The organism is Flavobacterium pisciphilum, assembly GCF_020905345.1.
GTDB classification, from domain to species: Bacteria; Bacteroidota; Bacteroidia; order Flavobacteriales; family Flavobacteriaceae; genus Flavobacterium; species Flavobacterium pisciphilum.
The window spans coordinates 2,716,600-2,731,101 of the sequence record NZ_JAJJMO010000001.1; the positions used below are offsets into that span (position 1 = coordinate 2,716,600).

Below are 14,502 nucleotides of genomic sequence, written 5' to 3' on the forward strand. Positions count from 1 at the left end.
AGCACTAAACACAAAAGATGAAATTAGCCGAAATATCCATAAAACGTCCGTCGTTGATAATTGTAATGTTTACAATTTTGATACTTGGTGGATTATTCAGCTACAGCCAATTAGGCTATGAGCTGATTCCAAAATTTGAACAAAACGTTATTACTATTTCTACTGTTTACCCAGGGGCATCTCCAAGTGAGGTAGAAAATACAGTAACAAAGAAAATTGAAGATGCGATCGCATCCTTAGAGAACATCAAGAAGATTGACTCTAAATCATACGAAAGTTTATCTATCGTATCGATTACATTAACATCGAATGCGAAGGTAGATTTCTCTATGAATGATGCGCAACGAAAAATTAATGCAATCATTAGTGATTTACCTGAAGATGTTAAAACACCAGCACTAACAAAATTCTCATTGAGTGATTTACCAATTATGACAATTGGTGCCAATGGTAAAATGGATGAAGCTGCTTTTTATGACTTAATTGACAAAAAAATTGCTCCTATTTTATCCCGTGTACAAGGTGTCGCACAGGTAAATATTATTGGTGGTCAAGAACGTGAAATTCAAGTAAATCTTGACGCTTTAAAAATGCAAGGTTACGGACTTTCAATTCCACAAGTACAACAAAACATCTTGACTTCGAATTTAGATTTCCCAACAGGAAACATTCAAACTCGTGAGCAAAAAATATTAATTCGTTTAGCGGGTAAATATAAAAGTGTTGATGAATTAAGAAACTTAGTAGTATCTTCTCAAAACGGAATTCAAGTTCGTTTAAGTGATATTGCAGACGTTCAGGATACTCAAAAAATTGCAGAAAAAATATCTCGTGTTGATCAAAAGAGTGCGATTATTTTACAAATCATCAAGCAATCAGATGCAAATGCGGTTGCAGTAAGTGAGCAATTATTAAAAACAGTTGCTGTTCTTGAAAATGATTACAAACAAAATCAATTAAAACTTGAGATAGCAAAAGACAGTACCGTATTTACATTAGAAGCGGCTGACTCTGTAGTCCACGATTTATTAATTGCAGTAATCCTAGTTGCATTAGTAATGTTGTTCTTCTTGCACAGTATAAGAAACTCATTGATTGTAATGGTTGCAATTCCAGCATCATTAATCTCAACGTTTATTGGTATTTACTTTATGGGATATACATTAAACTTAATGAGTTTATTAGGATTGTCTCTTGTTGTAGGTATTCTTGTCGATGATGCGATTGTGGTTCTTGAAAACATTTACCGACATATGGAAATGGGTAAAAGCCGAATCCGTGCTTCGTATGATGGAACGGCAGAAATCGGTGGAACCGTTACTTCGATTACATTAGTAATTGTGGTGGTGTTCTTACCTATTGCGATGAGTTCTGGTTTAGTATCTAATATTATTACACAATTTTGTGTTACCGTAATTATTTCAACTTTATTCTCGCTTTTAGCATCATTTACAATTATTCCTTGGTTATCATCTCGTTATGGTAAATTGGAACATATTGAAGGAAAAAATTTATTTGGAAGAGTTATTCTAGGTTTTGAAAGTTATTTAACTCGTTTTACAAACTGGGTATCTAATTTATTAAACTGGTGTTTGGATCATTATATCAAAACTATTGCGGTAGTTCTAGTATTATTCTTTGCTTCTACTATAGGATTAGTAGGTGGTGGTTTCATTGGTGGTGAGTTCTTCGCAGCATCTGATAGTGGAGAGTTCTTAGTGCAAATCGAAATGCCAAAAGATGCTTCATTAGAGCAAACTAACTTTATGACCCAAAAGGCTGAAGCATACTTAAAGAAAGAAAAATATGTTCACAGTCAGATTACAACAGTAGGACAAACCAGTGAAGGTTTTGGAGCATCTCAAGCAACAGCTTATAAAGCTGAGATTAACGTTAAAATGATTGAGCAAAAAGATCGAACTGATGATGCTTCTGTTTATGCTGCTAAAATCAAACGTAAGCTAGAGAAAGAATTGGTTGGAGCAAAAGTAAAAACAGTTCCAGTAGGTATTCTAGGAACTGCTGAAGATGCTACTTTAGGATTAATCGTAACAGGACCTTCTACAGAAAGCGCAATGGCTTTTGCTAAATTAGCGGAAGCAGAATTACGTACAATTCCTGGGACAACAGAGATTAAATTAACTGTTGAAGACGGAAACCCTGAAATCAACGTTAAGGTTGACCGTGATAAAATGGCAGCATTAGGATTAACACTTCAAACAGTTGGTCTAACAATGCAAACTGCTTTTAGCGGAAATACTGATGGTAAATATAGAGCTGGTGAATATGAGTATGACATCAACATCAGATACAATGCATTCGACAGAAAAAGTATTACTGATGTTAGTAATTTAATTTTCATCAATGCAGCTGGACAACAAATAAAATTATCTCAATTTGCTTCGATTACTGAAGGTTCAGGACCTAGCCAATTAGAGCGAAGAGATAAATCGGCTTCGGTAACTGTAAAAGGACAAAACGTTGGGGTGCCATCTGGAACAATTGTAACACAATGGCAAGCAAAACTTGATAAACTGAAAAAACCAGCTGGAGTAAACTACATCTGGGGTGGTGATCAAGAAAACCAAAGTGAAGGTTTTGGAACATTAGGAATTGCATTATTAGCTGCTATTATCTTGGTATACCTTGTAATGGTTGGTCTTTATGATAGTTTCGTTCACCCGTTTGTGGTATTGTTTGCAGTTCCGCTTTCGTTTATCGGTGCAATGTTAGCACTGGCATTAACTAATAACTCATTAAATATCTTTACGATTTTGGGTATTATCATGTTAATTGGTCTGGTGTGTAAGAACGCGATTATGCTTGTTGACTACACCAACCAGCGAAGAGCTGCTGGAGAGTCAATCAGAACAGCATTAATCCAAGCAAATCACGCTCGTTTGCGTCCGATCTTAATGACAACAATTGCGATGGTATTCGGTATGTTCCCAATTGCATTGGCATCTGGAGCTGGAGCTGAATGGAAAAATGGTTTGGCATGGGTAATTATTGGAGGATTAATTTCTTCATTATTCCTAACCTTAATTATTGTTCCAGTAATTTATGAAATCATGGAAAAAATCATTCACCGATTCTCTAAAGGAGAAAAGATTGATTATGAGACTGAAATGGTTGCTGATTATGTACATACAGAACTAAGTGAAGATGGATTCAATCCAAAACATACACTTTAGATTACAAAATAATTTTAAACTTAAAAAACCTGTTCAGCTATCTGAACAGGTTTTTTTATTCGTTTTTAACAAATAAAACTATTTTATGTTAAAAAACTAATGATGAAATAAATGGAATCCTTATTTTAAATTTTATTTAGAATAGATTAAAATAATTTGGTTGGTTTTTATTCAACAACTAAATTTGCACTATTAAAATCAATTCTAAATAATTATGAGATCCAAACTTACAATATCTTTTTTAAGTTTCTGTTTTGTGATGTTACTAAGTACCACGACTTGGGCACAACAAAAAGCAACGATTAAAGGACAAGTTATTTTAACAAACAACGAAACTCCCGACAACGTTTCGGTAGTTTTGAAAGGAACTAGAATAGGAACAGTAACAGATGCTGAAGGGCATTATACTTTGAAAAACATTAAACCTGGAACATATACTTTAAAAGTATCTGTAATAGGACAAACTACAAAAGAAAAAAAAATAACTATTAACGGTGGTGACGAATTAATTGAAAACTTCACCATTACTTCACGCTCAGAAGAATTAAGCGAAGTAGTTATTAATAGTGGTAAAAAAAATCATTACGCTCGCAAAGAAAACCAACAAGTATCAAGATTAGCTCTGAAAAATCTTGAGAACCCACAAGTATATACAACTATTACTGGTGAAGTTCTAAAAGAACAAGTTGTAACTTCTTTTGATGATGCACTAAAAAACGCTTCTGGAATCACACAATTATGGGCTTCAACAGGTCGTGCCGGAGACGGAGCGGGCTATTTTGCTTTGAGAGGATTTGCAGTTCAGCCAACAATGGTTAACGGATTACCTGGTTTAACAAACGGAAGTTTAGACCCTGCTAATATTGATAGAATTGAAGTAATCAAAGGACCTTCTGGAACATTATTCGGAAGCAGTTTAATTTCATACGGTGGATTAATCAATACCACTACAAAGAAACCTTATAGAAGTTTTGGTGGCGAGGTAAATTATACTGTTGGAAGTTACGGTTTAAATCGTGCCACTGTAGATCTAAACACTCCACTAAATGATAAAAAAACATTAAACTTTAGAATCAATTCAGCTTATAACAAACAAAATAGTTTTCAAGATGCTGGTTTTAAAGAATCATTTTTTATCGCACCTTCATTATCATACGAAGTAAATGATAGATTGTCGTTTTTAGTAAACACTGAGTTCATGACTAGCGAAACTACTAATCCAACTATGTTGTTTTTAGACAGAACAAGTCCGTTAAGAGTTCATAACATTGCTGAATTAAAATACGATAACAAACGTTCTTATACCAGTGATGAGCTTACGATGAAAACACCTTCATATAACTTACAAGGTCAAATGAATTATAAGCTTTCTGATCAATGGACATCACAAACTATTTTCTCAACGAGTTCAGCGAAATCAGCAGGAAACTATACTTATTTGTATGAAGCAACTAGTAGAAAAGCTTTTGAATCAATCAAAGAAGGAATTGTTCTTGGTAGATCTTTTACATATCAAGATGCTAGAGATGTCTCTACTGATGTTCAACAAAATTTTATTGGTGATTTTAAAATTGGAAAAATGAGAAACAGACTTGTCGTTGGTTTTGATTATTTCAACAGAACAGCAACAGATCACAACTCAGGTTGGTTTAGCAATGGTTACGTATATATTGGAGATGACTTACAATCTTTCAATACTCTTTTGGGTCCATCAAATGGAGATACTGGAGATTTAACAAAAGCTGGATCTGATGCAATTGTAGGAGACAGTCCAAGAAATAATAACAAAACAAGACAAGAAGTTTACAGTGCTTATTTCTCTGACGTAATTAATTTCACACCAGCCTTATCAGCAATGGTAAGTTTACGAGCTGACCGTTTCATTAATGGTGGTGATGTTACTACTAAAGATGACAACTACAATCAAACTTCTTTTTCTCCAAAATTTGGTATCGTTTACCAACCAATTATAGATAAAGTTTCTGTTTTTGCTAATTACATGGATGGATTTTCTAATGTAGCACCAGGGCAGAATCGTAATGCAGGTATTGTTACTCCTGTAACATTTAACCCAGAACACGCTAATCAATTTGAAGTAGGAACTAAGTTAAATCTTTTTAAAGATAAACTGTATGCTACTTTTAGCTACTATGACATAAAAGTTACAGACAAAGTTTATGTAACAGAAACTTCATATGTTGACCCAACTGACCCGACTAAACCACAACTTAACAATCAAGTTTCACATCAAGACGGTGGTCAACGCAACAAAGGTTTTGAAGCAGAACTTATTGCAAACCCAGTTAGAGGATTAAACATCCTTTTAGGTTATAGTTACAACGATGCTGTTTTAACTGCAGGGGATTCTGATTTCGTAGGATTTAGACCAGAAAGCGCAGGACCACAAAACTTGGCAAATCTTTGGGCTACTTATAAATTCTCTAACGGACTTTTAAGAGGTCTTGGAGTTGGTTTTGGAGGAAATTATGTTGGTGATAACAAAATCATGAACAGAGCTATAGCTGGAACATTTACACTTCCAGAATATACAGTAATCAACTCATCACTATTTTATACTGCTGAGAAATTTACTGTAACACTAAAATTAAACAACATTACAAACGAAGAAATTTACGATGGATGGTCTACAATCCATCCAAAAGATCCTAGGACTTTTGCAGCAAGTTTCTCGTACAGATTCTAATAAAAAAAACAAGGCATCTTTCTAATGTAATCTTTAGAAAGATGCTCTTTTTAATTATAAAATCATGATAACCATAGCCAGCCTTTTCGTTTTTATTTCTTTTTACACTTTATACTACACTTCCAAAAGAGCCGTACTGTCTCATGATTTTGGTTTTGAAAAATGGATGCAAAGAAATCCAAAACAAACAAAAATCACAGGTTTATGTTTGCTTCTTTTAGCTTATTTCTCATGGTTGCTTACCGCCTCTTTAGGCTCAGCAACTTTGTTTTTTTTAATTCAGTTAATGACAATCAGTAGCCTAGTTATACTATTAACCCCTTTAAAAGTGATTAACTTCAAAGGAGTGATTATCCTATTTGTGCTCGCTGGATTACTAGAATTTTACTATTACTAAACCAACCTTTTCTATACCAAAAAAATATGCCTGCAAATCCAAAATATTTAACCCAATCCATATGGCAACGTATTGCCAAAATATCCGCCGCAATACTTGGCGGTTATTTCGTTTCAGTAAGTTTTCATCTCGCATTAGCTTCTTGGATTAGTCCTATCAATATTATCATAACAATGGCTTTTAGCGGATTTATTCTTTGGGTTGTATTAATGATTGTAGCTTTCTTAGCAAAAAACGGATGGAAAATCTGGGGTATTTATTTATTACTAACCTTGCTATTTTGTGGCATTATATATCTTGGACAAATCTATAACCCTATTACTAGATAATTTATGAATAACAGAAACTATAATATCTATTTTCATACGCATACTGTAAGTGGTATCGTAATAAGTGTTGTGTTATTTGTCATTTTCTTTGCTGGATCTTTTTCGTTTTTTAAAGATGAAATCATCAATTGGGAACGAAGTGAATCTGTAGCAATAACAAAAAACATACAACTAGACTACGACAAAGCTTTAAAAAACTTAGATAAAGAATACACCTTACACGGAAGAAATATTTCTATTGCTAAAACCAGTGTCGAAAGAAGGGTGAATATCTATCTTGAAGGCACTAAAGATTCCTTGGCTGCAGCCAAATTAAAAGAAGGCACTTTCTTTTATTTAGATACCAAAAACTTCAAAACCCATACCTATGAAAACTCCTATTCATTAGGTGAGTTTTTATACCGACTTCATTTCCTAGCTCAAATCCCTTATCCTGTTGGATATTATCTTTCAGGATTTGTTGCATTGTTTTTTCTATTTGCAATTATAACGGGAGTTTTATTACATTGGAATAAAATCGTTTCTAATTTTTATATCTTCAGACCTAAGGAAAAATTAAAAACATTGTGGACAGATGCCCACACCTCATTAGGAATGATTGGTCTGCCTTTTCAGTTTGTATATGCAGTAACAGGAGCCTTTTTCATGATTAAATTATTGATAGTTGCACCAAGTGTTATGGCACTTTATAAAGGCGATCAAGATAAATTATATAAAGATTTAGAATACTCTGATCCTGAATATAAATTCGATAATAAAAAATTGGCTACTCCATTTAGCATTGACAAATTAGTAGCTAAAACAAAAAGCAATTGGAAGGATTTTGAAATCAACCGTATTTTTATCCAAAACTATGGCGATACCAATATGCATGTTTTGGTAGAAGGTGAAATCAAGTATGACAAAAAATTTACTGGGATTGGTAAAGTGATTTATAAAGTTGCCGATGGTACTGTCGTTGCAAAAAAAGATCCAGTTACAGAAACGACTTACCTTGATGCAGTAAAAAATGTTTTATACCGAATTCATTTTGGTGATTACGGAGGATATGCTCTCAAGATAATTAGTTTTGTCCTTGGTATTATCACATGTTTTGTAATTATATCAGGTGTCATGATTTGGCTAGTGGCTAGAGACAAGAAAAACATGCCCGAAAAGAAACGTCGCTTTAACGAAGCTGTTGTTCGTATCTATTTGGCAATCTGTTTAAGCATGTACCCTATTACGGCATTAGGATTTATAGCAACCAAAATATTTCATCCGCTAGGTCGAGCAAACATTTACAGCATTTATTTTATAGGCTGGTTGGCGTTGACTATATTTTTTATTCTAAAAAAGAACAATGCATTTACAAATAAATTCAGCTTACTATCTGGAAGCATTTTAGGATTCCTTATCCCTATTGTAAACGGAATTTGTACAGGAAATTGGTTCTGGAAGACATTTGCTCAAAACCAAATTCAGATATTTTTTGTAGATATATTTTGGATTGTTCTTGCATCGATTACACTATACATTTCATTTCATTTAGATAAGAAGGACAAACAAGCAAAATCATAAATCCATCTAAAATAAATGGACATAATTTGTGGGTTATATATTTAGAATTTACTTTTGCCTCTTGCAACAATTCTAAATAAAAGATAGAACGCTATCTTACTGCAAATTAACACATGGGTTTTAAAAAACAAATACGCTTTATACACAAATGGCTCGGATTAACTTCTGGGCTTATTGTCTTTATTGTAAGCATCACAGGTTGTATCTTTTGCTTTCACGATGAAATAAAAGACATCACTCGTAAAGAGTGGCGATTGGTAGAACCTCAAAACAAACCATTCATGCTACCTTCTGTTTTACAACAAAAGGCTAAAGAGATTCTTCCGCACAATAAATCGAGTATGGTTTCTTTTTACGGAAAAAACCGTTCTGCTATTGTTTACACTTATTCTGACACCGAAAACTTATACCTTTATTTCAATCCATATACTGGAGAATATCTAAAAACAGAAAACCCTGAAACCGACTTTTTCATTATCGTCGAACACATACATCTGTATTTGCTACTCCCCGACTATATCGGTAAACATATTATAGGTGGTGCTACTATTATCTTTATATTTCTTTTAATCACAGGAATCATCCAATGGTGGCCTAAACGCAAAAGTGATATCAAACGTAGCTTTAGTGTAAAATGGTCTGCTAAATGGCGTCGTGTTAACTATGACTGGCATCAAACCTCTGGATTATATATTTCGATAATCATTGCGATAATTGCCATAACAGGTTTAACCTTTACTTACGAATGGGTTGGCGATGGAATTTACAAAACCTTTAATTTGGGAGGGAATAAAGCTTTAGAGACAAAGGTTCCCGTAATTGACACTACAAAGTTTGACATCAATACTTTTGCAGCTATAGATCGTGCCTTTGTACAAACCATGAAACAAAAACCAGAATCTGAAATGTTTTATGTAACGATTCCACAACAAAAAGGCGATATCATAAATACAGGTGCTTACCCACACTCGCTGCGATACGACAATCAAAGCAATTATTATTTTCATCCTTATGATGGCGAATTAATACAAAGCGATCCTTTTGAGAAAAAGAGTTTGGGATTACAGGTCGTTGAAATGAATTATGGTATCCATACTGGACAAATTCTAGATTTACCAGGAAAGATAATCGCTTTTATAGCTAGTCTAATAGCGGCAGCCTTACCCGTATCTGGATTCATCATTTGGTACGGACGAAATAAAAAAAGTAAGCCTTCAAAAAAATAGGCACAAAAAAAAGGTTGTTCAGATGAACAACCTTTTTTGGTTTTATAATTTAGTCTTAGTTTCTGTTTGCAAGTGCATCTTGTTTCCAGTTTTTAACAGAAGCTACACGACTGTCAGAATAATCTACTTCACTAAGATTAGATCCATTCCAGAAAAACCATTTACCTGTTTTTTCTCCATTCGCATACAATCCTGTAGATTTTTTATTTCCATTTTCATCAAATGCAACCCAGACACCGTCTAATTTACCGTCTTTAAAAAAACCTTCTTGTTGAACTTTACCATTATCATAGTAATAAGTAGCTTTTACTTTATGTCCAACAGCTTCCAAAACTGGTTTAGTTTCTTGTGCAACTAAAATTCCAGAGAACAATATTGCAACTAAAATCACACACTTTTTCATATCTTTAGTTATTAATGTTTTAAAATCTATAAACAAATATAACTAATACTTTACATTAAAAAAACTTTTACTTAACAATTTGGTAACATTGAGTAAAAACTTAACATTGGAAATCAAAAGTGTGTCTAAAAACAATACTACTCAATGTATCAACACATTACGAATTAATACGATTTTTAATTCAATAATTTATCAATCGTAGCATTAAGTTCTGGCGAAGAAGGTCTTGGAGCATCAGCATTGACAACATTTCCTGCTGGATCAATCAAGATAAATCTAGGAATTCCAGTTACGCCATAACTTACAACAAAATCAGACTCCCAATCCTTATCAGCAAACAATTGAGTTCCTCCTAGTTTTTTATCATTTACGAACTTTTTCCATTTTTCGTAATCTTTAAATTTATCAATTGATATACTTACGAATTCAATGTTCTTACCATGATATTTCTCTTCTGCTTTTTGCAAGAAAGGAATTTCAGCTCTACAAGGTGCACACCAAGTTGCCCAAAGGTCGATATAAACATATTTCCCTTTTAGATCAGAAAGCTTAGTTTTACCTCCTTTATGATTTTCAAAATCAAAAGTTGGAGAAGCTTTACCATTCAATTTTTTCATTTTAGCAGTACTCTCATAACTTCTTTCAGCATAAGCTTTAGACTTTTCGAATGATTTTTTTACTGCTTCTTTAAATTCAGGATCAAAATCACCTTTTTCGATATTTGCTATATCCGTTTTTACCTTTGTATCCAAAAGATTTGCAAACTCAACCGCTTCTTTTGAAAAAGCTTCTTCTTGAAATTTCTCATCTCTCAATGCTACTTGAGCTAAAAAATTACTTTCATTACTTCCTTTTCCTTTGTAAACAATTGTTTCATCAAATTGTTTAGCATCCATTGTTAAGTTAATATCCGAACCCGGTTTTAAGTAAAGGCTTGAAGCCTCAGTTCCATCTGTAAATTGATAAAATCCTTTTGGCGCATCAAATGTTGCTGCAAAAGTTTCTTTTTTATCAATTGGAATCACCTGCTTGAAATTATTCGCCCCTCTAATAACAAGAGTATCGCTATTTCTATTACTGATTTTAGCAGTGAATTTAATTTTGCTTGCATTGCCCTGTGCAAAAGTCACACCAACTGAAAACAATAGCAAAAAGATCATTTTTTTCATATATATAATTTGTTTAGTTGAAGTAAAAATAATCATTTAAATAAATCAAAATAAAAAATAATTCAGATGAACAGCATTAAACATTAGAAAACTAGACTTATTTAATTTTTGTGTTTACTTTTGCAGTCTAAAATTTGGATCATGTATAGAAGTCATAATTGTGGCGAATTAAACGCCTCACACATTAATACAGAAGTTACACTAGCGGGCTGGGTTCAGAAATCGCGTGATAAGGGATTTATGAATTGGGTTGATTTACGCGACCGTTATGGAATCACACAACTTATTTTCGACGAAAGTCGTAGCGATAAAACCGTTTTTGAAACAGCAAAAACTCTTGGAAGAGAATTTGTTATTCAAGTAAAAGGAATTGTTATTGAGCGTGAAGACAAGAACAAGAATAAAAACATGATTACTGGTGACATCGAAATTTTAGTTACCGAATTGACTATCCTTAACGCAGCTTTGACTCCTCCTTTTACAATAGAGGATGAAACTGACGGTGGAGAAGATATCCGAATGAAATATCGTTACCTTGATATTCGTCGTAATCCAGTAAAAAATAGCTTGCTATTCCGTCACAAAGTGGCAATGGAAGTTCGTAAGTACTTATCTGATTTGGATTTCTGCGAAGTAGAGACTCCTTATTTAATTAAATCGACTCCAGAGGGAGCAAGAGATTTCGTTGTACCAAGCCGTATGAACGAAGGTCAGTTTTATGCTTTACCACAATCACCACAAACTTTCAAACAATTATTGATGGTTGGTGGAATGGATAAGTACTTCCAAATTGTAAAATGTTTCCGTGACGAAGATTTGCGTGCTGACCGTCAGCCAGAGTTTACACAAATCGATTGCGAAATGGCATTTGTTGAACAAGAAGACATCTTGAATGTTTTTGAAGGATTGACTAGACATTTACTAAAAGAAATAAAAGGCATCGACGTAGATAAATTCCCAAGAATTACCTACGATTATGCTATGAAGACATACGGAAATGATAAGCCAGACATCCGTTTTGGAATGGAGTTTGGTGAATTAAACGAATTTGCACAACACAAAGAATTCCCAGTATTCAATGCTGCTGAATTGGTTGTGGGAATTGCTGTTCCTGGCGCAGGAAACTATACTCGTAAAGAAATTGACGGGTTAATTGACTGGGTTAAACGTCCACAAGTAGGTGCATCTGGAATGGTGTATGCTAAATGTAATGACGATGGAACATTCAAATCATCTGTAGATAAGTTTTATGACCAAGAAGATTTAACGAATTGGGCAAAAGCTACAGGAGCAAAACCGGGCGACATGATTTTTGTACTTTCTGGTCCAGCTAATAAAACACGTGGTCAATTAAGTGCTTTACGTATGGAATTGGCAACTCGTTTAGGATTACGTAAACCAGAAGAGTTTGCTCCACTATGGGTAGTTGACTTCCCATTATTGGAATTAGACGAAGAAACGGGTCGTTACCATGCGATGCACCACCCATTTACATCACCTAAACCAGAAGATATGCAGTTATTAGAAACCGAGCCTGGAAAAGTTCGTGCTAATGCATACGATATGGTTCTTAACGGTAATGAAATTGGAGGAGGTTCTATTCGTATTCACGATAAAGCAACGCAACAATTAATGTTTAAATACCTTGGTTTTACTGAAGAGGAAGCTAAAGCACAATTTGGATTTTTGATGGATGCATTCCAATTTGGAGCTCCACCACACGGAGGATTGGCATTTGGGCTAGACCGATTGGTAGCTATACTAGGTGGACAAGAGACGATTAGAGATTTTATAGCATTCCCTAAAAACAATTCAGGTCGTGATGTTATGATTGATGCTCCTGCTGCAATAGACGCTTTACAATTAAAAGAATTACATATCAAAATTGAGGCAATATAACAAGTGAAAACACTGTAAATCAATATTTTTTATAAAAAATTAACAGTTTGTTGTCTTTTGTATTATTTTATATCTTACATTTGCCTCATTATAAATTATTATTACTATTACAATGCGTACAGGTACAGTTAAATTTTTCAATGAGTCTAAAGGTTACGGGTTCATTACAGACGAAGAAACAGGAAAAGACATTTTCGTTCATGCATCAGGAATCAACGCGGAAGAATTACGCGAAGGTGATAGAGTAAGCTACGAAGAAGAAGAAGGAAGAAAAGGGAAAGTTGCTGCTAAAGTTGCAGTAATCTAAGCATAAAAATATAGCAATTTATTTTTTTTGCCACCGAATGCTTAAAAGCGTTTCGATTAATTTCGAAACGCTTTTTTTTTAAGCTATTTCTTAAAAAAATTCGTAAAATTAGTATTGTTATTTATAATCAATAAAAATTACCCTATATCTACATTTCAAAACCTACTTAAATCATTTTTTAACTTGTGATTTACATACTTGAGGGCTATCTTTGTGACTTATTTTTAAGCAAAAAAACCTTAAATTATGCATACAGATCAATATAATTATATTCCAATTTTAATGCAGCTTGTTTTAGCTGTTGGTTTCGTAGTAGGAACTATTATCATTTCTGGAAAATTAGGTCCTAAAAGGAACTCTGCTACCAAAGACAAAAACTTTGAATGTGGTGTCGAATCTATTGGTAACGCTCGTATACCATTTTCTGTAAAATATTTCTTGGTTGCTATTTTGTTTGTATTGTTTGATGTTGAGGTAATTTTTCTTTACCCATGGGCAGCAAACTTTAAAGAACTAGGCATGGAGGGCATGCTAAAAATGTTAGTATTCATGTCACTACTTCTAGTAGGCTTTTTCTACATTATCAAAAAGAAAGCCCTAGAGTGGGAATAAACTGAGTTTTTGAATTTTAGATTAGTGATTTTAGAATTACAATTTAAGATTTGAATTCCTCGAATTAACACAATTGATTTAAAAAAATTGATTTCAATTTTTACGGTTTCAAAAAATCTAAAATCAGAAATCAGAAATTTATAATAAAAATGAGCAATTCAAATATAAATATGGTTGCCCCGCCAGAAGGAGTCACAGGAGAAGGTTTTTTTGCTACAAAACTTAACGATGTTGTAGGTTTAGCAAGAGCCAATTCATTATGGCCTTTACCATTTGCAACTTCATGTTGTGGTATCGAATTCATGGCCACAATGGCTTCGCATTATGATATAGCACGATTTGGATCTGAACGTATAAGTTTCTCTCCTCGTCAAGCTGATATGCTATTAGTAATGGGAACTATTTCTAAAAAAATGGGTCCTATTTTACGTCAAGTTTACGAACAAATGGCAGAACCTCGTTGGGTAATTGCTGTTGGTGCTTGCGCATCGTCTGGAGGTATCTTTGATACGTATTCAGTTCTTCAAGGAATTGACAAAATAATACCTGTAGATGTTTATGTTCCAGGATGTCCACCAAGACCAGAACAAATCCTTGACGGTGTGTTAAAATTACAAGAATTAGTAAAGAGCGAGTCTGTAAGAAGACGTAGCTCTCCTGAATACCAAGAATTATTGGCTTCATATAACATTCAATAAACAA

12 protein-coding genes are annotated in these 14,502 nt (G+C 33.7%); 10 read left to right on the forward strand and 2 right to left on the reverse strand.

Features of this window, described 5'->3' with window-relative positions:
• The first annotated feature begins 17 nt into the window (after nucleotides 1-17).
• From LNQ49_RS11470 to LNQ49_RS11495, 6 genes are all read left to right on the forward strand, one after another.
• Nucleotides 18-3,194: an efflux RND transporter permease subunit gene (locus tag LNQ49_RS11470; protein WP_229988973.1), complete on the forward strand. Its 3,177-nt coding sequence runs from the start codon at nucleotides 18-20 to the stop codon at nucleotides 3,192-3,194.
• A 259-nt stretch (nucleotides 3,195-3,453) separates the two neighbouring features.
• Nucleotides 3,454-5,898 (forward strand): TonB-dependent receptor, encoded by a 2,445-nt coding sequence (locus LNQ49_RS11475; RefSeq protein ID WP_229988974.1) that lies wholly within the window; start codon nucleotides 3,454-3,456, stop codon nucleotides 5,896-5,898.
• Between the two features lie 64 nt (nucleotides 5,899-5,962).
• Nucleotides 5,963-6,295: a hypothetical protein gene (locus tag LNQ49_RS11480; protein WP_229988975.1), complete on the forward strand. Its 333-nt coding sequence runs from the start codon at nucleotides 5,963-5,965 to the stop codon at nucleotides 6,293-6,295.
• Nucleotides 6,296-6,321: 26 nt separating this feature from the next.
• The gene (locus LNQ49_RS11485) at nucleotides 6,322-6,624 is read left to right on the forward strand and encodes a hypothetical protein (RefSeq protein ID WP_229988976.1); all 303 of its coding nucleotides are present in this window, start codon (nucleotides 6,322-6,324) and stop codon (nucleotides 6,622-6,624) included.
• 3 nt (nucleotides 6,625-6,627) lie between these two features.
• Nucleotides 6,628-8,184 (forward strand): PepSY-associated TM helix domain-containing protein, encoded by a 1,557-nt coding sequence (locus tag LNQ49_RS11490; protein WP_229988977.1) that lies wholly within the window; start codon nucleotides 6,628-6,630, stop codon nucleotides 8,182-8,184.
• A 113-nt stretch (nucleotides 8,185-8,297) separates the two neighbouring features.
• Nucleotides 8,298-9,410: a PepSY-associated TM helix domain-containing protein gene (locus LNQ49_RS11495; protein ID WP_229988978.1), complete on the forward strand. Its 1,113-nt coding sequence runs from the start codon at nucleotides 8,298-8,300 to the stop codon at nucleotides 9,408-9,410.
• Between the two features lie 55 nt (nucleotides 9,411-9,465).
• Here the strand turns inward: LNQ49_RS11495 and LNQ49_RS11500 are convergent, their stop codons facing one another.
• Nucleotides 9,466-9,813: a toxin-antitoxin system YwqK family antitoxin gene (locus LNQ49_RS11500; protein ID WP_129540135.1), complete on the reverse strand. Its 348-nt coding sequence runs from the start codon at nucleotides 9,811-9,813 to the stop codon at nucleotides 9,466-9,468.
• Nucleotides 9,814-9,989: 176 nt separating this feature from the next.
• Complete coding sequence (locus LNQ49_RS11505; protein ID WP_229988979.1) at nucleotides 9,990-10,982, reverse strand: TlpA family protein disulfide reductase; 993 nt, start codon at nucleotides 10,980-10,982, stop codon at nucleotides 9,990-9,992.
• A 141-nt stretch (nucleotides 10,983-11,123) separates the two neighbouring features.
• Between LNQ49_RS11505 and aspS the strand changes: the two genes are divergently transcribed.
• From aspS to LNQ49_RS11525, 4 genes are all read left to right on the forward strand, one after another.
• A complete protein-coding gene (gene aspS, locus LNQ49_RS11510) occupies nucleotides 11,124-12,881 on the forward strand; it encodes an aspartate--tRNA ligase (protein ID WP_229988980.1) in 1,758 nt (585 codons plus the stop codon).
• Between the two features lie 112 nt (nucleotides 12,882-12,993).
• The gene (locus LNQ49_RS11515) at nucleotides 12,994-13,188 is read left to right on the forward strand and encodes a cold-shock protein (RefSeq protein WP_007137066.1); all 195 of its coding nucleotides are present in this window, start codon (nucleotides 12,994-12,996) and stop codon (nucleotides 13,186-13,188) included.
• Between the two features lie 246 nt (nucleotides 13,189-13,434).
• Nucleotides 13,435-13,800 carry an NADH-quinone oxidoreductase subunit A gene (locus LNQ49_RS11520; RefSeq protein ID WP_229988981.1) on the forward strand — a complete coding sequence of 122 codons (366 nt, stop codon included), beginning with the start codon at nucleotides 13,435-13,437 and terminating at the stop codon, nucleotides 13,798-13,800.
• 149 nt (nucleotides 13,801-13,949) lie between these two features.
• Nucleotides 13,950-14,498 carry an NADH-quinone oxidoreductase subunit B gene (locus LNQ49_RS11525; RefSeq protein ID WP_229988982.1) on the forward strand — a complete coding sequence of 183 codons (549 nt, stop codon included), beginning with the start codon at nucleotides 13,950-13,952 and terminating at the stop codon, nucleotides 14,496-14,498.
• Nucleotides 14,499-14,502 lie beyond the last annotated feature (4 nt).